This window comes from Geobacillus vulcani PSS1 (genome assembly GCF_000733845.1).
In the GTDB taxonomy this organism is placed as follows: Bacteria; Bacillota; Bacilli; order Bacillales; family Anoxybacillaceae; genus Geobacillus; species Geobacillus vulcani.
The window spans coordinates 2788008-2814671 of record NZ_JPOI01000001.1 but is presented as its reverse complement, the minus strand read 5'-3'; the positions used below and the strand labels follow the sequence as shown (position 1 = coordinate 2814671).

The 26664-nt window shown below is 52.5% G+C and carries 22 protein-coding genes and 3 pseudogenes; 15 read left to right on the top strand and 10 right to left on the bottom strand.

The window, feature by feature from the left end:
• Nucleotides 1-112: 112 nt before the first annotated feature.
• The 4 genes and pseudogenes from N685_RS19375 to N685_RS0115085 form a co-directional block, all read right to left on the bottom strand.
• Nucleotides 113-433, bottom strand: a pseudogene (locus N685_RS19375) (MFS transporter); the annotation flags it as partial.
• A 61-nt stretch (nucleotides 434-494) separates the two neighbouring features.
• Nucleotides 495-1643: a Ger(x)C family spore germination protein gene (locus tag N685_RS0115095; RefSeq protein WP_031409713.1), complete on the bottom strand. Its 1149-nt coding sequence runs from the start codon at nucleotides 1641-1643 to the stop codon at nucleotides 495-497.
• Nucleotides 1640-3172 carry a spore germination protein gene (locus N685_RS0115090; RefSeq protein WP_031409711.1) on the bottom strand — a complete coding sequence of 511 codons (1533 nt, stop codon included), beginning with the start codon at nucleotides 3170-3172 and terminating at the stop codon, nucleotides 1640-1642. Before N685_RS0115090 ends, N685_RS0115095 begins: the two co-directional genes overlap by 4 nt.
• On the bottom strand, nucleotides 3172-4266 hold the full coding sequence (locus N685_RS0115085; protein ID WP_033842360.1) for a GerAB/ArcD/ProY family transporter: 1095 nt from the start codon (nucleotides 4264-4266) through the stop codon (nucleotides 3172-3174). The genes N685_RS0115090 and N685_RS0115085 overlap by 1 nt, the downstream gene beginning before the upstream one ends.
• A 236-nt stretch (nucleotides 4267-4502) precedes the next feature.
• Here N685_RS0115085 and N685_RS0115080 point away from each other — a divergent pair, with 236 nt between their 5' ends.
• From N685_RS0115080 to N685_RS0115065, 4 genes are all read left to right on the top strand, one after another.
• Nucleotides 4503-5225, top strand: coding sequence for a DUF421 domain-containing protein (locus N685_RS0115080; RefSeq protein WP_033842359.1), 723 nt, complete (start codon nucleotides 4503-4505; stop codon nucleotides 5223-5225).
• 120 nt (nucleotides 5226-5345) lie between these two features.
• Complete coding sequence (locus N685_RS0115075; protein WP_031409705.1) at nucleotides 5346-5753, top strand: GntR family transcriptional regulator; 408 nt, start codon at nucleotides 5346-5348, stop codon at nucleotides 5751-5753.
• Nucleotides 5719-6618, top strand: a complete 900-nt coding sequence (locus N685_RS0115070) for an ABC transporter ATP-binding protein (protein WP_031409703.1) — start codon at nucleotides 5719-5721, stop codon at nucleotides 6616-6618. Before N685_RS0115075 ends, N685_RS0115070 begins: the two co-directional genes overlap by 35 nt.
• Entirely contained in the window at nucleotides 6593-8296 is a 1704-nt protein-coding gene (locus tag N685_RS0115065) for an ABC transporter permease (RefSeq protein WP_031409701.1), read from the top strand. Before N685_RS0115070 ends, N685_RS0115065 begins: the two co-directional genes overlap by 26 nt.
• Nucleotides 8297-8368: 72 nt before the next feature.
• On the opposite strand, the gene N685_RS0115060 is transcribed toward N685_RS0115065, so the two are convergent.
• A complete protein-coding gene (locus N685_RS0115060; RefSeq protein ID WP_031409698.1) occupies nucleotides 8369-8596 on the bottom strand; it encodes a hypothetical protein in 228 nt (75 codons plus the stop codon).
• Nucleotides 8597-8726: 130 nt separating this feature from the next.
• Here N685_RS0115060 and N685_RS0115055 point away from each other — a divergent pair, with 130 nt between their 5' ends.
• The 8 genes from N685_RS0115055 (at nucleotide 8727) to N685_RS0115015 (ending at nucleotide 19097) form a co-directional block, all read left to right on the top strand.
• Nucleotides 8727-10352, top strand: coding sequence for a spore germination protein (locus N685_RS0115055; protein WP_031409696.1), 1626 nt, complete (start codon nucleotides 8727-8729; stop codon nucleotides 10350-10352).
• A complete protein-coding gene (locus N685_RS0115050) occupies nucleotides 10349-11551 on the top strand; it encodes a Ger(x)C family spore germination protein (protein ID WP_031409694.1) in 1203 nt (400 codons plus the stop codon). The genes N685_RS0115055 and N685_RS0115050 overlap by 4 nt, the downstream gene beginning before the upstream one ends.
• 55 nt (nucleotides 11552-11606) lie before the next feature.
• The gene (locus N685_RS0115045) at nucleotides 11607-12710 is read left to right on the top strand and encodes a GerAB/ArcD/ProY family transporter (RefSeq protein ID WP_031409692.1); all 1104 of its coding nucleotides are present in this window, start codon (nucleotides 11607-11609) and stop codon (nucleotides 12708-12710) included.
• 228 nt (nucleotides 12711-12938) lie between these two features.
• Nucleotides 12939-14384 (top strand): SpoIIE family protein phosphatase, encoded by a 1446-nt coding sequence (locus N685_RS0115035; RefSeq protein ID WP_031409690.1) that lies wholly within the window; start codon nucleotides 12939-12941, stop codon nucleotides 14382-14384.
• A 15-nt stretch (nucleotides 14385-14399) separates the two neighbouring features.
• Nucleotides 14400-14822: an ATP-binding protein gene (locus N685_RS0115030; RefSeq protein WP_031409688.1), complete on the top strand. Its 423-nt coding sequence runs from the start codon at nucleotides 14400-14402 to the stop codon at nucleotides 14820-14822.
• A 92-nt stretch (nucleotides 14823-14914) separates the two neighbouring features.
• On the top strand, nucleotides 14915-15340 hold the full coding sequence (locus tag N685_RS0115025) for an STAS domain-containing protein (protein ID WP_031409686.1): 426 nt from the start codon (nucleotides 14915-14917) through the stop codon (nucleotides 15338-15340).
• A 231-nt stretch (nucleotides 15341-15571) separates the two neighbouring features.
• A complete protein-coding gene (locus N685_RS0115020) occupies nucleotides 15572-17308 on the top strand; it encodes an ABC transporter ATP-binding protein (protein ID WP_031409684.1) in 1737 nt (578 codons plus the stop codon).
• Nucleotides 17292-19097 carry an ABC transporter ATP-binding protein gene (locus N685_RS0115015; RefSeq protein WP_031409681.1) on the top strand — a complete coding sequence of 602 codons (1806 nt, stop codon included), beginning with the start codon at nucleotides 17292-17294 and terminating at the stop codon, nucleotides 19095-19097. Before N685_RS0115020 ends, N685_RS0115015 begins: the two co-directional genes overlap by 17 nt.
• Nucleotides 19098-19256: 159 nt before the next feature.
• Here the strand turns inward: N685_RS0115015 and N685_RS0115010 are convergent, their stop codons facing one another.
• The 5 genes and pseudogenes from N685_RS0115010 to N685_RS0114990 all read right to left on the bottom strand — a co-directional run bounded on the left by N685_RS0115010 (nucleotide 19257) and on the right by N685_RS0114990 (nucleotide 23529).
• The gene (locus N685_RS0115010; RefSeq protein WP_031409679.1) at nucleotides 19257-19904 is read right to left on the bottom strand and encodes an MOSC domain-containing protein; all 648 of its coding nucleotides are present in this window, start codon (nucleotides 19902-19904) and stop codon (nucleotides 19257-19259) included.
• A 5-nt stretch (nucleotides 19905-19909) separates the two neighbouring features.
• Nucleotides 19910-20338 (bottom strand): annotated as a pseudogene (locus N685_RS0115005) (LLM class flavin-dependent oxidoreductase); the annotation flags it as partial.
• Between the two features lie 63 nt (nucleotides 20339-20401).
• Nucleotides 20402-21649, bottom strand: a complete 1248-nt coding sequence (locus N685_RS0115000) for an RNA-guided endonuclease InsQ/TnpB family protein (protein ID WP_031405850.1) — start codon at nucleotides 21647-21649, stop codon at nucleotides 20402-20404.
• Between the two features lie 138 nt (nucleotides 21650-21787).
• Nucleotides 21788-22369: pseudogene (locus tag N685_RS0114995) on the bottom strand (MsnO8 family LLM class oxidoreductase); the annotation flags it as partial.
• A 173-nt stretch (nucleotides 22370-22542) separates the two neighbouring features.
• Complete coding sequence (locus N685_RS0114990; RefSeq protein WP_031409674.1) at nucleotides 22543-23529, bottom strand: coiled-coil domain-containing protein; 987 nt, start codon at nucleotides 23527-23529, stop codon at nucleotides 22543-22545.
• Between the two features lie 138 nt (nucleotides 23530-23667).
• Here N685_RS0114990 and N685_RS0114985 point away from each other — a divergent pair, with 138 nt between their 5' ends.
• The 3 genes from N685_RS0114985 to glnA all read left to right on the top strand — a co-directional run bounded on the left by N685_RS0114985 (nucleotide 23668) and on the right by glnA (nucleotide 26450).
• Nucleotides 23668-24231, top strand: a complete 564-nt coding sequence (locus N685_RS0114985; protein ID WP_031409671.1) for a thioredoxin family protein — start codon at nucleotides 23668-23670, stop codon at nucleotides 24229-24231.
• A gap of 255 nt (nucleotides 24232-24486) precedes the next feature.
• Nucleotides 24487-24876 carry a gamma-glutamylcyclotransferase family protein gene (locus N685_RS0114980; RefSeq protein ID WP_031409670.1) on the top strand — a complete coding sequence of 130 codons (390 nt, stop codon included), beginning with the start codon at nucleotides 24487-24489 and terminating at the stop codon, nucleotides 24874-24876.
• 215 nt (nucleotides 24877-25091) lie between these two features.
• Nucleotides 25092-26450, top strand: a complete 1359-nt coding sequence (glnA, locus tag N685_RS0114975) for a type I glutamate--ammonia ligase (RefSeq protein ID WP_031409668.1) — start codon at nucleotides 25092-25094, stop codon at nucleotides 26448-26450.
• The last annotated feature ends 214 nt before the right edge of the window (nucleotides 26451-26664 follow it).

The following is a 26664-nucleotide window of genomic DNA, read 5'->3' as shown; positions in this document are numbered from 1 at the left end:
TCTCCTAAATGATAATGAACATCATCGTTTTCCATTATAACTCGGAAAAGGTTGAAAGAAAAATAGATTTGTGGCTTATAGATTCTATACGTCCAACAGCACGCATTGCCTATAAGGCCAACCAAAAATTCGGCGCAAAAGCCGCCTCGGCCATGCCGAGCAAACTTGCCGCCATGCCGAGGAGCGGCAGAAAGTACGGCGCCGGCGTCCGGGTCCGTCCATAAGCCGACGACCGGCTGCATGACAGATGACGTCAAAACGCGGTCCAACCGATTTGTGTATACGACAGCTTCATTGACGGCTGCAAAATCGGAAAGAGCGCCGGGATGACCGCTTGCATCGCCTCGTTCAAAAAGTGGCCGAGGCTGACGGCGAACAAAATGGGGGAGATGGTCATGCCGACGGCGCTCGTTCGCTCTGTACGGGTGTTCATCGTTCTCCCCCGTTCAAAATATATCGTAATATTCCTAATTATACTTTATTTTTTTGTCTTTTCAATCACCGGCCCGGTAATTCAACTTTTCTTTTCCGGATGCCCCGATCGCCAGCTTGACGCTCACGGACAGCGTGTTGTCGCCAAGGGGGATGAGGCCGTTGGATTGATGTTGCTTCCAAATATCCGGACGCTGGCGATACAGCTGCTCCGATAGATTCAATAGATCGATTTGCCGCTTCCTGCCCAGTTCATACAGGTGACGGATCTCTCGCTTCACCGTTTGCTCCGCCAGTTTGGTCAGCTGTTTTCGCGAGAGCGGCTTGCGCAGTTCGATGATGCTTCCTTGGGCCTCGACTTGGACAGTAAAAGCGGGTTCTCCGTCCTTTGTCTTGACCGACCATTTCGTTTTCGGGTCCCGGACGACAAGAGAAGCGACCGTTTTCCCTTTTTGTTTGACATAAATTGGGGTGCGGCGAATGTCGTGTTCGAGCCAGCGCAACCCCTCTAAGTCGGAACGGCGGCTGCATCCTTGCAGAGTGTAATCGTGAAGAAAACAGACACCGGAAACCGCCAACATCGGTTTCGGTTTTTTATTTTCGATCCAGCGCCGGCGGTCGACCGTTAAGGAAGGAATTCTTGCCGTGGCGGCTTTTTCATCCATATCGGCAATTAGTCGGCTGAGCCGGATGGGACGGATGAACGAACTTTGTTGAAAGATTTCTTCCGGGTTGGACAACAGCGAATAGTATGAGGAAGCGTTCAACAGCGGCGTCGCTTCAAACAGCTCGGAAAGCGGCTCATCGGTGGCGTACACCCACGACGTATGACGAATTTCGTTGTAACGGTTGAGCACGTCGATCACATCGGCCACGATGCCTTTTTGCAAGGCGCGTGTTGTAAAGACAAAGCTTTTGACATGGCCCCACGACACTCTTTGTTGAATGGAAGGGTAAATTTTGTCGGTTGCGATGTTAAACGTTTCGCCGGCCGCTTTACCGATGGAAACGGCGGCTTTTTCCTTGCCGCCCCCCGCTTCGACTTTGGCGAGGCCGCTGAATCCAACCAGCTGGACGTAGGCGATCACTTGGCCATCTTTATAATCCACCCCAATGGCATGAATATACACAATGTGGTCGATGTTGCGCGTATCCCAGCAGCCGCCAAGCAGCATAGCGGAAGCGATGACGGGAATGAGCCGCTTCCTCATTTTTGTTCCCTCTCTTTCGCAATGAGATCATTGGGGCGCACAATGCGGTCGCGCGTGCGGAACTGCTTCCATGTGCTTGGAATGAACACTTTCCCGATATCTTTTGATGGCGGCGCCAGCGGCGTCAAGTACGGAACGCCAAAGGTGCGCAAGTTGACCGCATAGGTCAAAATCAAAAATAGGGACAGAATGAAGCCGAACAGGCCGAGAATGGAAGAGGCCGTCAAGACAATAAACCGCAGCAGGGTGACGCTGCCGGCGATGTTTTGGTTGACGAGCGTGAACGTCGAGATGACGGCAATGGCGGCAATGACGAGCGTCGCTGGAGCGGCGAGCCCGGCATTGATTGCCGCTTGGCCGATAATCAAGCCGCCGACGACCGACAGCGTCTGCCCAATGGCGATCGGCAGCCGCATCCCGGCTTCCTTAAACACCTCAAACAAAATCATCATAATGAACATCTCAAGCGGCACGGGAAGCGGCACCCCTTGGCGCGACAAAATGAGCGTCGCCAGCAAGGTGAACGGCAGCTGATCCGGATGGAAGGAAGTCAGGGCGACCCAGGCGCCTGGCAAATAAATGGCGACTGATGTGCCGACAAGCCGGAGAAGGCGCTGAAACACGACAAACAAGAAAAACGTGTTGTTGTCTTCCGATGTGTTCAGCAAAAAGGTTAAATTGCCAGGGCCGATCAGGGCGGTCGGCGCCCCGTCGACTAGGATGATAAAACGGCCGTTGAGGAGCGAATTGACGGCAAAATCGGGCCGCCCGGTATAGCCGAACATCGGAAACAAGGAAAACCGGCTGTCCGACAGCCATTCCTCAATTTGATTGGTGCTGGTCACGGAGTCGATGTACAAACTGAGCAGGCGGCTTCTCACCTCGTCGATGATGGCCGTATTGGCAATGTCATCGACATAGAGCAGTCCCACTTTCGTCTGGCTGCGTGTGCCGATGATGAATCGTTCATAGACAAGCCGGTGCGAGCGCAGCCGTTTGCGAATGAGCGCGACGTTTTTGCTGATTTCTTCAATAAATCCATCTTTTGGCCCGCGGATCGACACTTCCGTGTTCGGCTCTTCCGGGTCACGGTTGGGCGGGCTGGCAAGCGGCATCGTGTACAAAACATCGGCTTCGCGAAAATAAATGAGCAAATCGCCGCTAAACAGCCTGAAGTTGAGATCATCGATCCGCACTTCTTTTCCCATATATTCAAGCGCCGCCGGTTTGCGCCTCTCGATGTCGGCGGCCGAAAAGCACGGATGCTGTTCGCACAGCTCGCGGAACATCGGATAAATGGCCTTTTGCAGCATTTGCGTATCGCACAATTCCTCACAATACATAAACAGCAAATGCACCACAGCTGAGCCGTCAAGCAATGGGGATGGAATCGCTGTTTCTGTCATGATGACGTCAGGGCATTTGGCGTACATCGTGCGCAACGCCTCTTCGGAGATGATGACGGTCTCGAGTCCTGTGTAATCGTCTTTCAGCCGCTTGCCTTCGGCGGCGCGCATCAGTCGTTTCATTATGTCACCCCTCTTTTCTGTTTACGGTATGCAAAGAAGGCGAACCCACTCAACAAAATGGACAGCACAAACCAAAACAAGAGTGATGACGGCAGCACCCAATGTTTGACAAAATGCAAAAACTGTTCATCGCTGCCGGGTGCCAGTGCCGCCAATGTGATCGCCAAGTAGAGGACAATGAGCACCCAGCGGCGGGTGTGTGGATGACGGATCGGGAACAGCTCCACAATCAGTGCTGTCGATAAGGAGATGCGGATGAAAGCGCCGGACAACCATTGATAGACCGACAGAAAATCCACATGCTCAATATACGTCCCTAAACTGACCATCCGCCATTGCTCAAACGCCGGATAGCGAAGGCGCGTCGCTTGCTCGGGGCCGAATTCGGCAATGGCCCCAATCGTCGGCCCAATGCTCAGCCCGGCCGTGAAGAAGGCGATGGCGGCGAGCGCTTTCCATGAAAACGGACGGGGAAGCCGATGGGAAAGAAACAATAGAACGATCACTTCCGCATACCCCGCCCCTGCGTACATCATGCCGCGAAGCACGGGCGTCATGCCGTGTTCAAGCACGGGCTTGAGCAGTGAATAGTCTTTATGGGGAGTAGTCGACAGCATGACGAAAAAGCCGAAGACGATGACGAACGGCCAAATAATCATCGCTGTGTTGGCAATCGAGTCGAGGCCCCGATACGCGTTATAAAAACAAACGATCACGATGACCAAAATCAGCGCCCATCTCGGCGTCGCTGTCAAATAAGAAGTCGTCGTGAACGTGATGGTATCATTTAATGTGACGAAGCTGTGAAGAAGCAAAAAAGCGCTGCTGCCGCCGGCCGCCGCATAAGCGGCCGCGCTTGAAAACCGGGCTTTGAGCCAGTCAAACAGCCGCTCGCCGTTCAGTTGTCGGATGGTGAAATAAAGCAGCGGCAGCCAGACAAGCAAGCCCCCCAATGCGCCCAAGGCGGCGAGCCATGCATCGCGATGGGCAGCCTCAAGCATAAAGGGGATGATGATCACGTGATTCATCAGCCCGACTGACAGCATGACCATACATAACAGTTGCAGGGCGCTAAGCGGCTGTTCGTTCATCATCGATCCCTTTCTTTCCATGCACTCTCTAGAAGATCGGTGAGAGCGGTGCGTTTTCAGCCCATCGAGTAGGAAGGACGAAAGACAGCAGATCACCGAACTTCTAGAACCATAGTGTTTCCAGCTGCGGAGAATTTATCCGTGCGAACGCAAAACAAACAGCGAAACTTCTCAGACGGCAGAGGGCACAATACAGGGAAGAAAGGGCGAACATCAACGGCATGCAAGGGGGGCGCAGCATGAAGTGGCTTCATCTGACCATCGAATTGGTTACCGGCTTTATTCTATTGTTCGCCGTCGTTAAAATCGCCGGCAAAAAGCTGATCAGCCAAATGAGCCCGTTTACGTTTATCTCGGCCATTGTCCTTGGCGAGCTGCTCGGCAATGCGCTGTATGACGACCATATTCACCTTTGGTACATCATCTATTCGATTACCCTTTGGGGAGCGATGCTGCTTCTGGTCGAGTATGCGAGCCAAAAATGGTTGTCGTTCCGCTTATGGAGCGAGGGGAAGCCGACGGCGCTTATTCGAAACGGCGTCATCGATTATGAGGCTTTGAAAAAAAGCCGCTTGACGCTCAATCAGCTGCAAAGCTTGCTCCGCAAACATGAGACCTTTTCGATCCGCGAAGTGGCGTTTTGTTTTTTAGAAGCCGATGGGGAGATCAGTGTGCTCAAAAAAGCCCATTATCAAAAAACGACGCGTGAAGATTTCCGTCTGCCGCCCCACCCGGTGTATGTCCCGGTGACGCTGATCCGGGATGGCCAGCTGTTGGCAGATGAATTAGCAGAGCTTGGAAAAACGGAGCAATGGCTGACCGCTGAACTACAAAGACAAGGAATTGCCTCGCCGAAAGACGTATTGATCGCCGAGTGGCTCGAAGGGGATGGATTGTTTGTTCAGACGTATCAGCCCAGCGAGCTGCAACGGTCAACACGGCGGCCGACGGCGCCGGAATGAGAGGAAGAAAGAATCCGGGGATGGATTCTTTCTTTATTTTGGAAAACACTCTTGCCTTTCTTCTGTTTTATATGTACTATTAGTTATAGTACGGTTGTGACAATGAGAGGAGGAGGGGAGATGTTTGAGCTTGATATCCGCAGTCGCCAGCCGATTTATGAACAACTGATTGACAAAATGAAAGAAATGATCGTTCGCGAACTATGGCAGCCGCATGACCAGCTGCCGTCGGTTCGGACGATGGCGAAACAGCTGATGGTCAACCCGAACACCATTCAAAAAGCGTATCGCGAATTGGAGCGCGATGGCTGGATTTATTCGATTCCAGGGAAAGGAAGCTTCGTCGCCCCGCGCTCGAAAGAACCAAACATCGAGGCGATCGCTGCCGTTCGCGAACAGTTGATCCGTTTGATCAAGGAAGCGCGGTTTTTAGGGGTAACAAATGAGCAGTTATGGCAATGGATTCGAGAAGGGGAGAAAGAGGGGGAGAATCGTGATTCAACTTGTGGACGTGACGAAAACGTTTGACCGGTTGGCCGCCGTCAAGGGAGCGAACGTGATGGTGCCCAAGGGAGCGATTTATGGCTTGCTCGGACCGAACGGCGCCGGGAAAACGACGCTGCTAAAGATGATGGCTGGCATTCTCCGCCAAGATCGCGGAACGATTGCAGTGGACGGGGAAGAGGTGTGGGAAAATGTCCGGGTGAAGCAACGCCTTTTGTTTTTGCCCGACTTTGTCTACTTTTTTCCCCACGCGACGATTCGGCAAATGGCAGAGTTTTATGAGTGCGTGTATCCGTCGTTCAGCCGCGAGCGGTTTAGAGAATTGCAATCCGCTTTTTCGCTAGATCTTGATCAAAAAATCCAGCAGTTTTCCAAAGGCATGCAGCGCCAAGCGGCGTTTTGGCTCGCCTTTTCCGTCCAGCCGGATGTGCTCATTATGGATGAGCCGCTTGATGGGCTTGATGTATTTGTCCGCCGGCATGTGAAGCAGCTGCTCATTGAAGAGGTGGCCGAACGGGAAATGACGGTTGTCATTTCGTCACACAATTTGCGTGAGCTCGAAGATTTATGCGATATCGTCGGGTTGATGGCGCAAGGGACCGTACGGATGGAGCGCGATGTAAACGAGCTGCGCGCCGGGATGCATAAAATTCAAGTCGCATTTCGCGGCGGGTTTCCGAGCGAGTTAACGGAACGCCTTGACATCGTGCATCGCGAAGAGCGCGGCAGCATCGCCCTGCTTGTCGCCCGCGGCGAGAAACGGTTCATCGAAGAGACGGTGCGTGCGTTTGCTCCGCTCATTCTTGACGTCTTGCCTCTGTCGTTGGAAGAAATTTTTGTGTATGAAATGGGGGATGTTGTTGATGTCCGCGAAACGGTTATCGGCTAGCCGCGCTATGTGGACGCAAAATGTTCGCCAAATCGGCTGGATTGCCATCGTTCATTTGCTGTTATGGCTGGCGGCGATCGTATTGCCGATAGGGCTTTCGTATTCGCAATATGATCCAAAAGTCGGAAATGTGCCGCCATGGAAAGACGTTTACGATATATCCAACGGGTTCGAGACGCTGATTGCTTGGCTTGTCCCGATCTTGGCGGCGGCCGGTGTGCTTCGCTACATGCACGAGAAACGGTCGGCTGATTTCATCCATAGCTTGCCCATTCGCCGCACCGAGCTGCTTGTAGGGCAAGGGCTATTTGGCTGGATGCTTTTGATTGTGCCGCTTGCAGTAACAGCGTTGGCTGCCATTGGGTGTCTGTATGGGCTCGATCTTCCGTGGCCGATTGGGGCGGCAGATGTATGGCGATGGTTCGGCGAGACGCTGGTGGTGGAAATGGTTATTTTTGCTCTTGGCTTTGTGGTTGGGATGCTCGTCGGCCAATCGGTCATTCATGTCGTCTTGACGAACATTGCCCTCTTTTTCCCGGCCGGCATCATGGTCCTTATGTTTAGCAACTTGTCGCTATTATTGTACGGATTCCCCGATATGTACTATTTATCGAGCGAACTGAATCAGTGGGTGATCCCGATTCGTTATGCGATGCTGACGGATCAAGCGATGGGTGCGGGAGAAGCCGGGCTGTTGCTGCTGTTGTCGCTTCTGTTTTTCGGTTTGTCCATTTGGTTGTACGAGCGGCGGCCGACGGAAGCGGCCGGGCAGGCGCTCGCCTTTCCAGCGCTCCGCCCGCTGTTTGTGTACGGAGTGGCATTTTGTTTTTGGCTGGTTGGCGGTTTCTATTTCGGAAACGTGGAAAGCAAGTGGAACTGGACGGTATTCGGCTATATTAGCTTTTCCTTGATCGGGTATGCGATTGCCCAGATGGTCATTGCGAAAACGTGGCGCATCTTTCACCGTTGGAAAGGGTATATCGCGTTTGCGGGAGCGATGGGGGCCATCTGCCTGCTTGTTCATTGGGATCCCCTCGGTTACGAACAGCGTGTGCCAGCGCTTGCGGACATCAAACAAGTATATTTTGGCCAATCGACTATGAATTTTGAACATCCTGAAATGATAGGACGCTCCTTTGAAGAGGTTGACCAGTTTTTGCGCAGTCAAGAAAATATTCAGGCTGTAAGAGCATTCCATGAGCAGCTCATCCACGATCAGCCGTCGCCGTCCCGCTTTGACAACGCACGGCCGGTTGTGATCGGTTATGTGCTAAAAGACGGCACGCGCCTCCTCCGCCGCTACGTTGTGCCGGTTGAACCGTACATGTCGCATTTTCAGCGCATCATGGGTTCAAAAGAATATAAGCAGCAATATTATTTGTTGCTTCGTCCAAGCGGCTATTCGCCGATCCGCCAAGTGACGATTCGAAATGTGGAAACCGGGCGGGCAGAAATTGTGCTTGCCGAGCCGAAGGAGATCGACTCGTTTCTTAACGCTTTGAAACAAGACTTGTGGAAAAAACCGGCTGAAAGTTTCTTCGGTGGACGCGGGTGGAACGGGGAGATCGAGCTTTTGCAAAGCGATGGCGACACGTTCAGCCTTTCGCTTGATGAGTACAATCCCCATGTGCGGCGATGGCTTGAAGAGCGGCATTTATGGGAGAAAATCCAAAAATAACAAAAAAAAACGGGGCTGGTCCAAAAGCGCGAGTGCGTTTGGGGAGCAGCCTCCCTTTTTTACGCCTGTTCGTCAAGACGTTTTGTTTTTTCGTTTCCACATCCAAACGTTCAATAGATCGAGCAGCAACAAAAAAATGAACAAGGATAAAATAAAGAGTTCCGGTGCTTCCATTACCCGAAAGGGATTCAGCGCGATATGCAACGATTGATGCAAGGTCATCCCCATCAACCGATCCATGCTTACCGTCGTTCCTATGGCGAGCAAGGCAAACATCAGCCAAACAACAATTAGTTTCATGGCGCTCCACCTGCTGTTTTTCTTTAGTTTTTGCTATTGATTCAAAACCGATGCACAGTCAGTATGTCCACCCGGTTTCGTGTCAATAATGAGGGATAATGAATAAGGAAGCGGAATGAGGAGGAAAAACATGTTGTTTCAATGGGGAATGGGCCGCCAAAAAAAGCAGATCAACGCCGGGATGAAACAAGAAGGACCGGATCGTAGCGGTGAGGCGGCGGATGTCCCGCAAGAGCCGATGTCAGCCGAATTGGCCGTCAACCTTGACATCATCCGCCAAGCGACGGGACAAAGCAGCGATGTCGTCATCCGTCGGTTTTCGCTTGGCCAAGAGAGGCACATCAAAGCCGCCATCGTCTTTGTGGATGGCCTTGTTGACGAAAAACATGTATACGAGTTTTTGCTGACGCCGCTGCTGGAGGCGTCATTTCCACTGTCATTAACAGAAAAAGAATGGTTTCCGTGGATCGAACAAAAGTTGACCGCGGTGGGTGGGGTGAAGCATGTCGGCGATTGGGAACACCTGTTTTTGGAGCTGTTTTCCGGAGAAACCGTCATCTTGTTGGACGGGGTGCCGTCCGCTGTCAGCGCCACCACCAAAGGCGGCCAATATCGCGCGATCGAGGAGCCGCAAACGCAAATCGCGGTCCGCGGGCCGCGCGAAGGGTTTACGGAGTCGCTGCGCACAAATACCGCGATGATTCGCCGTCGCATTCGAAATCCCAATCTTTGGCTGGAAACGATGCCAATTGGCACCATGACGCAAACCGATGTGGCGATCATGTACATCAAAGGCATTGCCAATGACGAGGTGATCGAAGAAGTGAGAGCGCGCCTGCGCCGCATTGATACGGACAGCGTGCTTGAGTCCGGTTATATTGAACAATTAATCGAAGATCAAACGTTTACGACGTTTCCAACGATCTATCATACTGAGCGTCCTGACGTGGTGGCGGCGAATCTGCTGGAGGGGCGGATTGCGATTTTGATTCAGGGGACGCCGTTTGTCCTGATCGTACCGGCTTTGTTCATCCAGTTTTTCCAAGCGGTGGAGGATTATTATGCCCGTTTTGATATCGCCACTGCTCTTCGCTTTTTGCGCGTATTGATTTTTTTTCTCTCGCTCGTTGCACCGGCCATTTATATCGCGGCGACGACGTTTCACCAAGAAATGATTCCCACACAGCTTGTCATCGCGATTGCTGCCCAGCGAGAGGCCGTGCCGTTTCCTGGTTTTGTCGAGGCGTTGATGATGGAAGTGACATTTGAGATTTTGCGTGAAGCGGGGATTCGACTACCGCGTGCAGTCGGACAGGCGGTGTCGATTGTTGGCGCCTTGGTCATCGGGCAGGCGGCGGTTGAAGCTGGATTTGTATCGTCGGCGATGGTGATCGTCGTTTCGATCACGGCGATCGCTAGCTTTGCAACGCCGTCGTTTGCCATCGCCATTTCAGCGCGCCTCATCCGCTTCGGGTTGATGTTTTTAGCGGCGATGTTCGGGTTTTACGGCATCATGATGGGGTTGTTGGTTATGATTCTCCATTTATGCAGCTTACGCTCGTTTGGGGTGCCATACATGTCGCCGCTCGCTCCGTTCACCCCATCCAATATGGGCGATACCTTGTTTCGAATCCCGACATGGATGTACCGCGAGCGGCCGCGCCTGATTAACCAGAAAAATATCATTCGCCAATCGGGGGATCAGAAACCGCAGCCTCCGGCGCCAACACGCCAAGAAAAGGGGGACGGATCATGAAACGGTCTATCGCCATATTGATGTCCTTTGTTGTCTGTGCGGTGTTGCTGGCTGGCTGTTGGAGTAAAAAGGAGCTTCCTGACTTAGCGTTTGTCATTGCCGTTGGTCTTGATAAAACAGAAGACGGCAGATATTTGGCCTCGTTTCAAGTCGTCAACCCGGGCAACGTCGCCGGCGCCACCCAGCGTGGCGGCGGGGCGGCCGGCGTGCCCGTTTCCATGTATACGTCCACCGGAGACACGTTGGTCGAGGCAAGCCGAAAAGCCTCAAAGAAGTTGTCGCGCATTCTGTATTACGGCCATACGAACTTGGTGGTCATCGGCGAAGAAGTAGCGCGTGAGGGGCTGAATGGGGTATTCGATGCGATGGAACGGAACAACCAGTTTCGGACGACCTCACGGCTGGTTGTTGCCCGTGGCCATTCGGCGAAAGACGTGCTAGCCGTGTTGACACCGATTGATAAAATTTCCGCCAACCAAATTATTAAGACGTTGGAGTTTTCTGAGACGTCCTGGGGTCAGACAATCAACAACGATGTCTGGTGGGCGATTCGCAGCTTGTCTGGAGCCGGAAGAAATCTGGTGATGACCGGTATTACCATTGAAGGGGATCCCCAGCGCGGCAAACAGCAAACGAACGTCCAGTCATCGATCCCGAACGTCCGAATTAGTTTGGATGGATTGGCGTTATTTAAAAAAGACCGCCTTGTTCGCTGGGTGAGCGGGTCGACATCAAGAGGCGTGCTTTGGGTGCTGGATCGAATGAAACAAACGAATATCACGATCCCCTGGAATGGAAAAAAAGAAGCGATTGGCTATCGAACTGTGCGGGTGAAAACGGAGGTCAAGCCCCAATGGAAAAAGGGACGGCCATCGATTTTGGTTCACATTCAAACGGAAGGAGATATCAGTGAGACGTACGTCCCGATCAATTTGGCTGATTACCGATTATTGTTTCAATTGGAAAAGGCGATTAGCCGGGATATTGAACGGGAAGTGAAGCGGGCCATTGAAACAGCCCAGCATGAACAAACGGATGTTTTTGGTTTTGGCGAGGCGGTGCATCGCACCAATCCCCGCTTGTGGAAAAGAATCAAAAAAGAATGGGATGACCGCTATTTCCCCCATCTTCGGGTGACAGTGAAAGTGGATGCTTACATTCGACGCACGGGATTGCGAAATACGCCATACATCAAATAAGCATTTTCAACCCAAAAAACGTTGGATACGGTGGAGTGAGGGGCGATGGAGCGAGATGGAACATAGTAAAATCAATATGCGCCAGCTGTTTGTCCTGATCGTGCTGTTTGAGCATGGGAGTGCGATCGTCATTCCGCTCGGCGTCAGTGCCAAGCAAGATGTGTGGATCGCCATTTTGCTCGGCCTAGCACTTGGGCTGTTGCTGCTTTTGGTTTACGAGCGTTTGTTTCATTATTACCCCGATCAGCCGCTAACTTCCTATGTGATGCAGATCGTCGGCAAGCCGTTCGGCAAGTTGTTGGCGGTTCTCTATATTACCTATTTTTTCTATATCGCCGCCCGTGTGTTGCGTGACTTTGGCGAATTGTTGCTCACGTTTGCTTACCCGGAAACGCCGCTGTTTGTTTTGAATGCCCTTATGGCAATGACGGTCATGTACAGCGCCTATAAAGGCATCGAAGTATTGGCGCGCACCGGCGAACTGCTTTATACGCTATTGCAAATACTGGCGGTTGTCGGATTCGTCTTGGTTATCGCTTCTGGAATTGTCGATCTCACCCAGCTCCAACCGGTGTTAGAGGAAGGATGGAAACGGGTGTGGAAAACGGTGTTCACGGAAACGTTGTACGTGCCGTTTGGTGAAATGATCGTGTTTACCATGCTGTTTCCATACTTGAATCGTCCGGAAAAAGCGCGGCGGACCGCCGTTGCCGGGATGGTGTTGACCGGGATCAACTTGGCGATCATTATGGTCGTTAATACGGCCGTCTTGGGAGCTGATGCGGTGTCACGCTCATCGTTTCCACTGCTCGATACGATCCGCCGCATTCAAGTCGCTCACTTTTTAGAGCGGCTTGATGTCTTTTTTATGGTCGCTTTAGTGATCGGGGGGTTTTTTAAAGTCTCCATCTTTTTTTATGCCGGCGTTGTGGGGGTGGCTCATGTATTCGGGTTTTCGAACCACCAGCGGCTGGTTTATCCGTTTGGGGCGCTTGTCTTATTGTGGTCGGTGGCGATGGCAAGCAACTACGTGGAACATATTCATGAAGGATTAAAGATTGTCACGTTCTATCTGCACATCCCGCTGCAAATCATCATTCCGGTGCTGTTGCTGGCGGTCGCTGCGATTCGCCGGCGGTTTGGACAACCGGCAAAATAAGAAAAATATCCTAGAAGATTTATGCTGCAGCAAGCAGGAAAAACCGTCAAAAAACTCGAATACAACAATCATCTTGTTCCTATAGGGAACAATGGAACGAAAAATGGTGCTGAACATGCAACCCGAAGGCGGGGTGGAAACAGCCCGGCGCCGATGCGCGTTTTGGTTTCGGGAGGCCGGTGTCAGCTGAGGGTTATCGATTTGATTACAAAGAAAAAGGGTTGAACGATGGTGAAGGCGAATGTACAGGCGATCGATCAGCTAGACGCAGAGCAGTTGGGCAGCGGCATGGTGATTACCGACCATCAACTTTTGATTGTTGCGGTCAGCGAGCCGACGCCAAGATGGCTCGGATTTGCCAAACACGAATTAGTCGGGCGGCCGGTCGGCGTTCTGTTTTCAGCCGAGTGGTCGGCTGCGTTGTTGGATGGCATCGCCGAGGCGGTAAAAAGGGACGGGTGCTGGCAAGGAGAAGCGCGCCATGTAGCGAAAAGCGGGAAAACATGTACGAGTTGGATGAACGTCTATCGGCTATCAGGTAGCGAAGGAGAATGGCTCGTTTGGCATTTTGTTGAACAAACCGTTATGCCTTCGGCTAATCGATCGACGCCGTCTGAGTGGCTCGAAGTCATTTGCGATTCCGCCCCGTTTGCGGTTGTTCCGGTGGCGGCGGACGGAATCGTGCAAGATTGGGGGCTTAGTGCAGAGCGGCTGTTTGGACGCCGAAAAGAAGAGGCGGTCGGCCGCCCGATATGGTCGCTCTTTCGTTGCGGCGGCCAAACATGGCTTCCATTTCCTCCCAAAGAGCAGCGATGCGGCGAAGGGATGGTTCAGCGTCCGGACGGCACGTCCGCCAATGTCGCCTATACGGTCATTCCCGTGCTTCAGGGGGACGGATATATCGTCCTTATCGAAGATGAGACGAAGCAAAAGCAAAAAGAGGCGGAGCGGCGGCGCCAAGTCGAGCTGGCCAAAAAAATTCAGCAAAATTTGCTGACGCCGCTCATTCAAAACGAGGCGGTGACGATGGATGCCGTCTATATTCCATCCGATGATTTGTCGGGCGATATTTACGCGTGCTATCAAATCGATTTATACCGCTACGGGGTAATCGTCATCGATGTGATGGGCCACGGCATTTCGTCGGCCTTGGTGAGCATGCTGCTCCGCTCGCTTTTGCGCGGGTTGATCGTGCGCGTCATCGACCCGGTCTCGGTGGCGAGCGAGCTGGAAAAACATGTGCAAACGTTGTTTCCGGATGAGACCAACGATATCCGTCACCTGTTTTCCATGATTTATTTAGTGATTGACACGAAAGAGCGAAAAATTGAATATACGAACGCCGGCCATCCGGCTGGGCTGCTTGTTTTTGACGATGGAAGCGTCCACGAGTTGGACAAAGGCGGTTTGGCGATCGGCAGCCCGTTTTCCTTGCCGTTTGAAAAAGGGGTCATTCATTACGACAAGCGAGCCCGCCTCCTTTTGTATACGGACGGTATTTTAGAGGAAATTGACCCGTCAATTTTGCAAAGCATTGAAAAAATTCGCTCATGCACGCAAATGTACCGCCATTTGCCGGATAAACGCTTCCTCGAGCGTTTAATCAGCCAAGGTCCGCCGCTCGTCAGCCCTTCCGACGACATTTGCTTATTGTCCATCACGGTTCATGGATAGGCGGGGCGCTTGGTAGTGTGTGAATGGATCGTGCGCTGCCGGGCGGACGAGGAAGCGGTTTTGGTTTGCCATCTCCTTGCGGAGCAGGTTGCTTCGTTGTTTGCTGTCCGTGATGCGGAATTGTTTGTGTTGGCGGTGCATGAAGCGGTCGTCAATGCTGTCAAAGCTGTTCAACGGGCGGGGATGGAGGCGGGGACGATTTCGCTCTCCTTTTTCGTCACGAGCGCTGATGTGGCCGTGGCGGTTGAGGACGAGGGCGGCGGTGTTCCGGTGGAAGTGATCCAACAGCTCGATCAAATGACGCTCTCTGATGTATTGCTCGCCGAATCGGGGCGGGGGCTCTTGCTCATCCGTGAAATTATGGATGACGTTACGTGGATCGAGCGGAAGGGAGGCCGTCGGATGCTGGTCATGAAAATGAGCCGAAACGCAACATAACTGGCTTTGGTGCAAGGACGCATCCATATGATCGAAACGAATGCGGGTGGTGGCGGGGGCAGGGCATGGCTGGTCAACGATAGGGGGATACAATGAAACAGCATCGTTTGTCGTTTGAATTGGAAACGGTTGTGGAACGCGCATACGAATGCATCAAGCTAACCGGACGGCTTGCCTATGATACGCAGCTTGCGGCGGAACAAAAGCTGACGACGGCGATGGCCGCCGTCAAGCGCCGCCTTGTCGTCGTCGACGTGAGCGGCCTCCAATTTTTGGATAGCACGGGCCTTTCGCTCCTTGTCCGCTTTTTTAAGCAAATCGTCAGCGCCGGCCGCGCCATGGCCATCGTCGTCCGGGATAACGCGGCTATAGAAAAGGTTTTGTTGATAGCCAAGCTCGACCGGCTGCTGCCGATCTTGGCCGACGAACAACAGCTGTTGTCCCTTGCCCCGCCAAGCTCTTTCGACCATATGAGCCAAGAGGCGTTGTATTCGGCCTGGCGCCAGTGCGAATGGTAGATGTGGCACGGTGCGCTGCCATCATGACAACAGATCGTTGTTCTCACATCGCCGTCAATAGCCCCCGAGCGACGGATGTTCGCCCGGGGGCTTTGTCCGTCTTGGCCGGGAGCATCGCCAGTCGATGCATAACCATTGTCAAATCAATCTTTCGGGTTTAGAATGAAATCAAATAAGCAATGACGGGCGGCTCGGCGCCGCAGTGGCAACGGAGAGGAGAGTGTCGCAAACATGCGGCGGGTTCTTGTTTACTTGCGGCCATACCGGAAATGGATGGCGTTGGCCTGGCTGTTTATGTTGACTGAGCTCGTCATTGAGCTTTGGCAACCGCTGTTGATGGGGAAAATCATTGATGATGGCGTCATGAAGCAGGACGAGGCCGCCATTTTTACATGGGGCGCCGTCATGCTCGGCGTATCGTTGTTGGCGTTTGCCTCGGGCATCGCCAACTCATTTGCCGCCGCTTATGTTGGGCAGGAGTATGGATTTAGGCTGCGGACGGCGCTGTTTGCCAGCATTCAATCGTTTTCGCTTGCACGCATTGAACAGCTGTCGCCGGCTTCGCTCGTTACCCGGATGACGAACGATGTGACGCAAGTGCAAAACATGTTGTTTATGAGTTTGCGCATCGCCTTGCGCGCGCCGCTTCTCGTTGTCTTCGGCGTCGTGATGGCGTTTGTCGTTCATGCTCGTCTGGCGTTGGTTTTAGCGGTCGCGGTTCCGCTTTCCGCCGCCTTTTTATTATGGGTGGTGCAAAAGGCCGCTGCCTCGTTTTCCGCCGTCCAGCGGGCGCTCGATCGGGTGAATGGGGTGATGCGTGAAAACTTGGCCGGCATGCGCCTCATTAAAGCGTGGATGAGAAAAGAATATGAAGAGGAGCGGTTTACCGAGGCGAATGATGCGCTCATGGATCGGACGATGAGCGTGCTTCGCCTCGTTGAAACGATCACCCCAGTATTGCTGTTGGTGATGAACACTGCCATCATCGCGCTGTTGTTTTTCGGCCGTCTTCATGTCGAGGCGGGAACGGCGAGCGCCGGGCAGGTCGTAGCGGTCATCAATTACGCCACACGGGCGACGGCGGCGCTGTCGATGTTTACGTTTATTACGATGGCGTTCTCACGGGCGCGCGCTTCCGCCGGGCGCCTAGCTGAATTGCTTGAAGCAGCGGGGGAGCGAAAGGAAAGCGAGCGAGCCGACGGACCGAGCATCCGGCGCGGGGAAATTCGCTTTGAGCATGTTTCATTCCGCTATCCGGACAGCAGGCACGATGCACTCTCTGACATTTCGTTTGTCATTCGTCCGCAAGAAACGGTGGCGATTTTAGGAGCGACTGGCTCGGGCAAATCGACGCTTCTTCAGCTCATCCCGGGATTGTATGAGCCAAGCGCCGGGCGGGTGTTGATCGATGGCATCGATGTGCGCGAGTTTGCCGCGGAGCAGTTGCGCGCCTATGTTCGTTTTGTTCCGCAGGAAGTGTTGTTATTTTCCGGAACGGTTGCCGACAACCTCCGCTTCGGCAAGATGACCGCGACGATGGAAGAGATCGTGCGGGCGGCTCGTGATGCGCAAATTCATGAAACGATCGCTCGGTTTCCGGATGGGTACGGGGCGAAAGTCGGTCAAAAAGGCGTCAACTTGTCAGGTGGGCAAAAGCAGCGCTTGTCCATCGCCCGCGCGCTTGTGGGAGAGCCGCGCATTTTGCTTTTGGACGACAGCACAAGCGCGCTCGATGCGGAGACGGAAGCGAAACTGCTTTCGGCTTTGCGGCAATACGCGTGCACGACGGTGATGGTGACACAAAAGGTGAGCGCGGCGATGGCGGCCGACACGATTTTCCTTTTGGAAGACGGCCGCTTGGTGGCGCAAGGAAGCCATGAACAATTGTTGGCGGAAAGCGAGTTATATCGTCGCATTGTCGCGACGCAGGAAGGAAAGAAGGGACCGATCGATGTCACTACGGCATAGTCCTCACGGAGCGCGTTTTGGAGCAAGTCCGCAGCGGGCAAAAAACAGCGTCGGCACTTTGCGGCGGCTTTGGGTGTTCATCGTTCCGCAAAAGCGAAAGCTGTTTGCAGCCATGGCCATGGTGATGGCCAGCTCGGCGCTGGCGCTCGCCGGCCCGTACGTCATCGGCCGGGCGGTCGATGGGTACATTGTGGAGCGGAAGACGGACGGGTTTATGGCGACGCTCGTTTTGCTTCTGGTCATTTATATCGCCCTTGGCGCGGCAACGTTTTTGCAAAACTATTGGATGATCGATGTCGGCCAGCGGACGGTGCGTGGGATTCGCGAGCGGTTGTTTCGCCATTTTCACGAGCTGCCGATTTCGTTTTTTGACCGTCGCCAACAAGGCGAGCTGATGAGCCGGATTACCAATGACATCGACAACATGAGCCAGACGTTTAACAGCACCGTCGTACAAGTCATCTCGAGCACGCTCACGCTGTTTGGAGCGATGGCGGTGATGCTTTCGCAAAGCGTTTTGTTGACGATCGTCGCCCTTGTTGTCGTGCCGCTCATGTATGCCGGCATGCGTTGGATCACCAATCGGACGCGGGTGCGTTTTCGCGAGCAGCAACAGGCGCTCGGCGAGATGAACGGCTTTATCGAGGAAGTCATTTCCGGACAAAAAGTCGTCAAACTGTTTTCGCAAGAAAAGCGCATGGAGGCGGAATTGGCGCGCAAAAATGCCGAGCTGAAACGCGCCGGGTTTTGGGCGCAGACGTATTCCGGCTTTATTCCGAAGCTGATGAACTTTTTGAACAACTTCAGCTTCGCCCTCATCGCCGGCGTCGGCGGATGGATGGCAGCCAAAGGGGCGATTTCGGTCGGCACGATCGTCGTATTTGTGGAGTATGCCCGCCAGTTTACCCGCCCGCTCAACGATTTGGCCAACCAATGGAACACGTTGCTGTCGGCGTTGGCCGGCGCCGAGCGGGTGCTGGAAATTTTAGATTTGCCGAAAGAAGAGGAAGATGAACAGGAAGCGGCGGACGTCGACAAGCTGGATGGGCGCATCGAGTTTCGCCACGTCGTCTTTTCCTATGACAAACAGCGTCCGGCGCTCGATGGCGTCACGTTTTCTGTCGCCCCGGGGGAGACGGTGGCGCTTGTCGGTCCGACCGGAGCGGGCAAAACGACCGTGTTGCAGCTGTTGACCCGCTTTTACGACCCGGATCGTGGAGAGATTTGGATCGACGGCCGCGACAGCCGGACGATCAAGCGGGCGAGCTTGCGCCGCCATATGGCGTTTGTGCTTCAAGATCCGTTTTTGTTCGCTGGAACGGTTCGCGACAACATTCGCTACGGCCGACTTGGGGCGACCGATGAAGAAGTTGAGAAAGCGGCGCGCCGAGCGAACGCCCACTCTTTTATTATGAAGCTACCGAACGGATATGACACTGTTTTGGCTCCAGGAGGCGGCGGGATCAGTCAAGGGCAGCGGCAGCTGTTGGCCATCGCTCGGGCGATGATCGCCGACCCGGCCATTTTGATTTTGGACGAAGCGACGAGCAACGTCGATACGGTGACCGAAGTGCGCATTCAAGAAGCGCTCGCGCGGCTCATGAACGGCCGAACGTGCTTGGTCATCGCCCATCGGTTGAACACGATTCAACATGCGGACCGCATCCTTGTGCTCAACGAAGGGAAGGTGATCGAACAAGGGACGCATGAAGAGCTGCTGGCCGCAAGAGGATTTTATTTTCAATTGTATCAGCGCTATTGGCTGCGCAGTGTGCATGAGGCCCGATGAGGAATGCGCCTGCGCGGCGACGCCGCTCTCCCGCTGAACTGAAAACGAGCGCCCCAATCGTTGAACCAAGCCATGTGTCGCGAGGGTCGACGATCAGGGCGCCTTTCTATTGTTGCGTGAAACGCCCGCTTGTGTCGGGTGCGTCTTGCCAGCATAGGCTTAAGGATGCGTTTGCTCGGAGAGGCGCTTTTGAAACGCTTCGCGCCAGCTTGCGGATAAGGCCGGATGGCTGGCGATTTGCTTTATGGCGGCCGCATTGTCCCGCTCATGATAGTAAATGTGATTGATATAGGCGATCGACAACGCCTCCGCGCCCCGTTCGACGAGAACGAGCGGCGCGCCTGGAGCGACGACGCCCTCTTTGAGAACGCGAAAGTAAAACCCGCTTTTTCCTGTCTGGCAGACGGCTTTCGGCAAATCGGGCAGCTGATGCTTGAATGCCAATTTGGAGCAAGGTTGGCGCGGCTGCGACACTTGCACGAGCGCCGTGCCAGCGGCATAAATGTCGCCAAGGCACACATCGTCTTCCGTCAAACCGAGAAGCGTCCAGTTTTCTCCAAATGCCCCCGCTGTAAACGGACGGCCGTATCGCTCTTCCCAATAGACGAAATGTTCGGACGGATAGGCGCAAATCGCTTTATCTTCGCCGCCGTGATGGACGAGGTCGGCTTGTCCATCTCCAGCCAAGTTTTGTTTGCCGACCGCAACGGAATGGGCGACCGGCGTTTTGTCAATGCCGGTTGTGATCCGCTGGCCGGCGATGTGGATCGTTTTCGGCTTTCCAACATTAATGGAAAGAATCCGCATCGTGTTCACCCCCAGACGGCCTCGGCGATGAGCCGGAAACTCGCGAGTTTATCCTCGAAGTCGTATGTAATCGTCACGAGCATGATTTCTTCGGTTTCATACGCTTCACTCAGCCGGTGCAGCTCGTCTTTGACGCGCGCCGGACTGCCGACGATCATTCGCTTCCGATTGTCTGCGATACGTTTGCGTTCATACGGGCTGTATGGGTAGGCGGCTGCTTTTTCCGGACTTGGCGTACCGTTGACAGCCATCCCATGTTCGATCATGAGGAGCGTCAAGTCAAGGCTTCCCGCGATCCATTCCGCTTTTTCATCCGTTTCGGCGCAAATCGCAAATACAGCCACGAGTGTACGCGGCTCGTTCAAATGCGGTGATGGGGTAAACCGGTCGCGATACAGCCGCATGTACTCTTGGCCGCCTTCGCCGTTAGTGAACTACCCCCACTTAATTTTCTAGCGAAAATTTGAAGTGGAGGCTTCCAAAGAAGTTTGACTGCTTCAAGCAATCCTTATTCTTTGAGGCGTGTCCACTTCGCCGCTAGAGCATAAGACACTCAGGTCTACAGCTTTACTTTTCTTTAAGATGTTTAATGCGCCATTGACATCAGCATTAATTAGTTTGCCAGACTTTGTTCGATACAAGCCGCGCTTAATACGTTTGCCGCTGAACTTATATTCTTTTGGATTGTCGGCATTATATTCAGGAATCTCATCGCCGTCAAAAAAGCTGGCTTGAGACGTATATGATTCTTCCTGTTTAAAGAATTCAATGCCGTAAAATTCACAAAGATATTCTAGTTTTTCTTTTATGTTACCGAGAGGAATATTGACAAAGTTTTGATTTGTCTTTTTTCCTAGATTAATATTGCGTTGCAATGTTTCAGCATAGCCAATGACAAGTTTGCCAATTTGATTTTCAATACAGTAGTTAATGATGTAACGGCAAGTCTTGTTGATATAATCATTCACTTTATTATTGCGATTCATAGCAAGCAACGCCTGTTTACGAGTCGTGCCTTTGATTTTTTGCTTATCTTTAATGCTTTGAAGTCTGGCATTTTCTTTGTTAAACCATTGATTTATACTTTTTAATCTCCGCCCATCAATGATGAATGATCTGCCGTCTGATGTGACACAAGTGGCAAAATTGTTTAATCCTAAATCAATTGCCAGTGCTTTTTGGTCATTTAATTCTCTTTGATCTTCAGGCATTTCATATTTGTACTGAATCTCAAAGAACCTGGCGTGATGCTTAGGAATGATTTCAATCTGCTTAATCTTTTTGTCCAGTAACACAGGCGGAATCGTTATCGTGATAGGCTTGTGAGTCTTTTTAAATAGGCGAGAATACGGTATCGTGAATTTGTTGCCGTCTATACGAATCTGGCCAATGATCAGTGAATGAAAGCCATCTTTTTTAAGATATTTTGGAATACTGATAGCTTTGTAGTCATATTTTCCTTGTTTGGCAAGACTGATCAAACCAAAGAAAGATTTAAAGGCTTCATTGACCTTTTTTAAAATTTGCTGTGCCATGTTACTGTTTAACAGCTTATAGTTTTCGTTAGTTTTTGCAAGATGATAGTTTTTCTCATAATTAAGAAATTCCTTGTGTTCAAAATAGTATTGTCTGACATTGTACAATCCGACGTTGTACATGTTCTTGGCAATATGGCACAGTTCTCTAAGAGTCAAGTATTCTTCTTTGGTCAAACCATTTAGCTGTTGTTTGATACAAAAATACATTTTTTCACCTCCCATCTAACTATATGATACTATATTTTACTGAATCTATACTATTTTCAGTAAAATATAGTTAAGGCGATTCATCTCCCACTTACTCCGCTTCGCTTCGTTGAAGTGGGAGTCTTCTCGCCTAATTAAGATAAATTGCGCAAAGGCGTACGGCAATCCTTTTTCCGCCGCCAGCTTCGCTGTTTCCGAACTGGAGCCGAGCAGCCACACGTCCGGTGGCGATTGCACAATCGGCGTTGCCTTGACGCCATAAAGCGGGTGGACAGGTGGAAGCGCATCGTGCAAATACCCAAGCAAGTCATCGATTTGTTCGGGATAACGGTCAACGGAACGCGGCCGGCCGTCTTGGAGCGCCATCGTCGCCCGCGGCATGCCGCCAGGCGCGCGGCCAATGCCGAGATCGACGCGGCCAGGGTTCAGAACAGCCAACACGCGGAAATTTTCGGCCACTTTATAGGCGCTGTAGTGCGGCAACATCACTCCGCCTGAGCCGATGCGAATGCGCGACGTTTTCGCCCCGATGTGTCCAAGCAGCACTTCTGGAGACGAGCCAGCGAGGCTGTTCGCCTCGTGATGTTCGGACACCCAAAAACGCTTGTAGCCGAGCTCTTCGACAAACTGGGCAAGACGGACGGTGTTTTGGAGGGCTTCTTCCGCGGTCATGCCTTCGGCGATTGGTGATTGATCAAGAACGCTGAGCTTTAGCGGCATGATCATTTCTCCTTTCTTTTCCTTGCGGATCAAAATGGTTAGTTCTTATTATGGGGGGTTTCATTTCTGGTTGTCCATTGATTTGCTTTTGCTCTCCAACGGCTGCCAACAAAAAACAGTCCGCCGTTTCAGCCGGCGGATGGCGGTAGACGCCGAAAGACAATGAAAGCCGTCTACAAGTGGATCAGGTCTTTGGGTTCTGCGGCTTCGCGGTCGACTTTTTGGCTTCGCCCCCGTCCGGAAAAGAACGAGGAAAACAGTTGTTTGACGCTGTCAACGATAAAGGAGCATCGTTCATACAGCGCTTCTTTTAAGCTGTCGAGCTGGCGGGTCACTTTGTATTGGGCTGCCTCTTGCGCTTCAAGCCGCTCGATGACCGTCTGATGGAAGACATGTTGCAGCTCCAGTTGTTCCAAGATTTTTTGATACAGCTTTTCTTGCCCTTCGAGGCGGGCGGACATTCCTTCCACCCGTTGTTCGCGTTCGGCTGCTTGCTGTTCAAGCCGACGCGTCGCTTCGCTTTGCACCGTCAACGCTTCGATGACGGCTTGGCGCGCTGCTTCTTCTTTGGCGAACTGCTCCTCCCATGCGCGCCGCTGTTCGAGGTCTATCTGCTCGTGGGCGTTGACCGATCGTTCAAGGCGTGCCAGCGTTTCGGCGAGCTCTGCTTGCTCTCGTTGTCTGGCCGTGAGCAATTGCTCGAGTCGGGCGAACGCTTTCGCCCATTGCTTGCTTTGCTCTGCCTGCTGGTTTTGCTCAGTTCTAGAGGCATCGATCAGGCGTGAAACAGTTTCAGTTAGTTCGCGGTACCATTCAACTTGTTCGATTTGGCTTGACGCCATCATTCCTTTGAGGCTGTCCAGCGCTTCGACGAGACGCCGGCTATGTTCGGCTTGTTCCGTTTGCCCGGCGGCAAGTGAACGCTCGAGGCGGATTAGGGCATCGGCCATTTTCCCGCGATCGTCGGCCTGTTGTTTTCGGTTTTCTTCCGTCACCTGCTCAAGCCGAAGGAGCGCGTCGGCCAACTGTTCAAGCAGTTGGGTTTGCTGCTCAAGCATCTGTTCCGTTTTTGCGCGCCGATAATAAAACACCGAATGAGAGGAGAGAGGCGGAGCTGCACTGTACACGCGCGGGGTCATCTGTTTGTTCATGTAAATCAATGGGCAAAGCCTCCTTTCTGTTTGTCTATGTGGCATCATATGCCGCTGCCGCTCGGTCGGTTTGGGCGGCTTATTTGTGACGTCCCTCTCTCGTTTGGTATAATAAAAGAGAAAAAATGGAAGGAAAGGGTGTTAGGTATGCCAGCTGTCGAATCGAATATGTTTCCGCTTGGCAAACAGGCGCCGCCGTTTGCCCTCACAAATGTCATTGATGGCAGCATTGTTCGTCTTGAAGATGTGAAATCGGACGTCGCGACTGTCATTATGTTCATTTGCAATCATTGCCCGTTTGTAAAGCATGTGCAGCACGAGCTTGTCCGCCTAGCAAACGATTATATGCCCAAAGGGGTGTCGTTTGTCGCCATCAATTCGAACGATGTTGAACAATATCCGGAAGATTCGCCTGAAAACATGAAAAAAGTGGCGGACGAGCTTGGCTACCCGTTCCCATACTTGTATGACGAGACGCAAGAAGTGGCGAAGGCGTACGACGCCGCCTGCACCCCGGATTTTTATATTTTCGACCGTGAGCTGAAATGCGTCTACCGCGGCCAGCTTGATGATTCGCGGCCGAACAATGGCATTCCGGTGACGGGGGAATCGATCCGTGCCGCGCTGGACGCTTTGTTGGCGGGGCGTCCGGTGCCGGAAAAGCAAAAGCCGAGCATCGGCTGCAGCATTAAATGGAAGCCATCCGCGTAAACTGTTGCTTGACTTCTCGTTGTCGAACAGATATGATGAAGAAAGCGCCATTCGTTTGCTGCGGGATCATCGCAAGCCGTGCCGTTGCCGCTCATGGAGCTGGCGCGGCTTTTTCGTTGTCCGCTGTCCGCTTGACAAATTCACACTGGCGCCGCCACGGAGCGGCAAGGATGGATGAGAGGCAGGGCTTCCATTGTTTTTGTTTCTTCTTCGAGTTTTCATAATATATGTTATGTAAAAAAGGAGAAAAGTGAGATGGCGGAAAGACGATATCGAGTGTTTGTGTATGGAACGTTGCTGACCGGCGAGGACAATCATTGTGTTGTAGCTCCTTATGTTCGCGCCGTATGCCCAGGGAAGGTGAACGGCCGTTTGTACAGCGTCGGCCCGTACCCTGCGCTTGTGCTTGGAGAAGAAGGGGAAGTGGAAGGGGAATGGCTGACGGTGACGGAGGAAGGACTCAAAGCGATGGATGAGCTTGAAGACTACGCCGAAGGACGAGATGATAACGAATATGAGCGGGTATGGGTCCGCGACGTCTGCCAGCCGATTGAAGGGTACGTTTACGTGTATTTGCCAAAAAAAGCCGCGGGCCTGCCTGTCATTTCGTCCGGCTCGTGGCGGCGGCGTAAGGAGAAAATGTAACATCCATAGCGGATAGAAAAAGTCAGTCGAGAAGACGATTGTCTCCTTGGCTGGCTTTTTTTGTATAAATATTCACCTTGTTTGAAATCGTTTGCAAAAAAATTCATTATAAAAATACAGAAAAATTGATAAAAAGGGGGTTGCCAAACAAGCTCTCTTTTTCTATAATAAAAGCATGTTAGGAAAATAAACGTTCGAATGTGAGGTAATGTGACATGTCAAAATCGTTCGTTTCCTCTACACAAACGGAGTTGTTGGAGCAAATCAAAGAGACGATCAAGGAAAAAAACGTTGAGCTTCTTCATTTGCAGTTTGTCGACATTGAAGGGATTTTAAAGCATGTGACCGTGACGGCTGAACAGCTTGACGATGTGGTCGAAGGGAAAATCATGTTTGACGGCTCGTCGATCAAAGGTTTTTCGCCGATCAACCGTTCTGACTTGTACTTGTTGCCGGATTTGAATACGTTTGCTGTTTTGCCGTGGACGGTGGAGGAAGGCTATGCAGAAGCCCGTTTCCTTTGCTCGGTGATCAACCCGGACGGCACGCTGTTTGAAGGCGACCCGCGCAATGTGCTGAAAAAAACGATTGAGCGGGCGGCAGAAAAAGGATATACGATTTCGGTCGGGCCGGAGTTGGAGTTTTTCCTGTTCAAAGCCGATGAAAGCGGCAATCCGACGCTCGAGCTTCACGATAGCGGCGGCTATTTCGAACCGTCTCCGAAAGATTTGGGCGAACGTGTCCGCCTTGAAATTTACCGCGCCTTAAAAGCGATGGGCTTTACGATTGAAGCGTCGCACCATGAAGTGGCGGAAGGCCAGCATGAGATCAACTTCAAATACGCCGATGCGCTCGGCGCGGCTGACAATGCGACGACGTACAAATGGGTCGTCAAAACGATCGCCAGCAAGTTTGGCCTCCACGCAACGTTTATGCCAAAACCGGTGTTTGGCATCAACGGTTCAGGCATGCATGTCAACATTTCCCTTTTCAAAGATGGGGAAAATGCGTTCTTTGACCCGAATGATGCGAACCAGTTGTCAGAAACAGCGTACCAATTCATCGCGGGCTTGCTGAAAAACGTAAAACATTTCGCTGCAGTAACGAACCCGCTTGTCAACTCGTACAAACGGCTTGTGCCAGGGTATGAAGCGCCTTGCTACATCGCTTGGTCCGCTTCCAACCGTTCGGCGCTCATCCGCATTCCGGCGAAACGCGGCGTCGCGACGCGCGTTGAGCTCCGTTGCCCGGATCCGTCGGCCAATCCGTATTTGGCGTATGCCATCATCGCTGCTGCTGGCCTTGACGGTGTCGAAAAAGGTTTAACCGCTCCGGCGCCGATTGATGAAGACATCTTCCATATGTCGGAAGAACGCCGTGCGGAGCTTGGCATTGACAACTTGCCGGAAAACTTGGGCGAGGCCATCGCTGCGTTCGAAAGCGGAGAAATCGGCCGCGCGACGCTCGGTGAGCACGTATTCCACGAATACGTGGCGATGAAAAAAGACGAATGGAACAGCTACCGCACGGCGGTTCACGCTTGGGAAGTCGAGCGGTATCAAGGGAAGTTCTGATCGAAAGCCACCATCCAAAAGGTGTCCCGTCGCCATATTCGGGGCGCCTTTTTTCTGCAGGCGGCTGTTTGTCTTGATGGACGGCCGTGCGGCGCCTTCCGTCCGTCGGCCGCCAAGCCGTCGGCGTTCGCAACGTCGTCTTGCGCGCGGGGAGGAAAAAATGACTGCATTTTTTTATTTTTTTAAATTCATAGTTGACATCTATGAATAATGA

Excerpts from the sequence above, each read along its gene's own strand:
- N685_RS0115095 (WP_031409713.1), bottom strand. The coding sequence starts at position 1,643 with ATGAGGAAGCGGCTCATTCCCGTCATCGCTTCCGCTATGCTGCTTGGC.
- N685_RS0115090 (WP_031409711.1), bottom strand. The coding sequence starts at position 3,172 with ATGAAACGACTGATGCGCGCCGCCGAAGGCAAGCGGCTGAAAGACGAT.
- N685_RS0115085 (WP_033842360.1), bottom strand. The coding sequence starts at position 4,266 with ATGATGAACGAACAGCCGCTTAGCGCCCTGCAACTGTTATGTATGGTC.
- N685_RS0115080 (WP_033842359.1), top strand. The coding sequence starts at position 4,503 with ATGAAGTGGCTTCATCTGACCATCGAATTGGTTACCGGCTTTATTCTA.
- N685_RS0115075 (WP_031409705.1), top strand. The coding sequence starts at position 5,346 with ATGTTTGAGCTTGATATCCGCAGTCGCCAGCCGATTTATGAACAACTG.
- N685_RS0115065 (WP_031409701.1), top strand. The coding sequence starts at position 6,593 with ATGTCCGCGAAACGGTTATCGGCTAGCCGCGCTATGTGGACGCAAAAT.
- N685_RS0115060 (WP_031409698.1), bottom strand. The coding sequence starts at position 8,596 with ATGAAACTAATTGTTGTTTGGCTGATGTTTGCCTTGCTCGCCATAGGA.
- N685_RS0115055 (WP_031409696.1), top strand. The coding sequence starts at position 8,727 with ATGTTGTTTCAATGGGGAATGGGCCGCCAAAAAAAGCAGATCAACGCC.
- N685_RS0115050 (WP_031409694.1), top strand. The coding sequence starts at position 10,349 with ATGAAACGGTCTATCGCCATATTGATGTCCTTTGTTGTCTGTGCGGTG.
- N685_RS0115045 (WP_031409692.1), top strand. The coding sequence starts at position 11,607 with ATGGAACATAGTAAAATCAATATGCGCCAGCTGTTTGTCCTGATCGTG.
- N685_RS0115035 (WP_031409690.1), top strand. The coding sequence starts at position 12,939 with ATGGTGAAGGCGAATGTACAGGCGATCGATCAGCTAGACGCAGAGCAG.
- N685_RS0115025 (WP_031409686.1), top strand. The coding sequence starts at position 14,915 with ATGAAACAGCATCGTTTGTCGTTTGAATTGGAAACGGTTGTGGAACGC.
- N685_RS0115020 (WP_031409684.1), top strand. The coding sequence starts at position 15,572 with ATGCGGCGGGTTCTTGTTTACTTGCGGCCATACCGGAAATGGATGGCG.
- N685_RS0115015 (WP_031409681.1), top strand. The coding sequence starts at position 17,292 with ATGTCACTACGGCATAGTCCTCACGGAGCGCGTTTTGGAGCAAGTCCG.
- N685_RS0115010 (WP_031409679.1), bottom strand. The coding sequence starts at position 19,904 with ATGCGGATTCTTTCCATTAATGTTGGAAAGCCGAAAACGATCCACATC.
- N685_RS0115000 (WP_031405850.1), bottom strand. The coding sequence starts at position 21,649 with ATGTATTTTTGTATCAAACAACAGCTAAATGGTTTGACCAAAGAAGAA.
- N685_RS0114985 (WP_031409671.1), top strand. The coding sequence starts at position 23,668 with ATGCCAGCTGTCGAATCGAATATGTTTCCGCTTGGCAAACAGGCGCCG.
- N685_RS0114980 (WP_031409670.1), top strand. The coding sequence starts at position 24,487 with ATGGCGGAAAGACGATATCGAGTGTTTGTGTATGGAACGTTGCTGACC.
- glnA (WP_031409668.1), top strand. The coding sequence starts at position 25,092 with ATGTCAAAATCGTTCGTTTCCTCTACACAAACGGAGTTGTTGGAGCAA.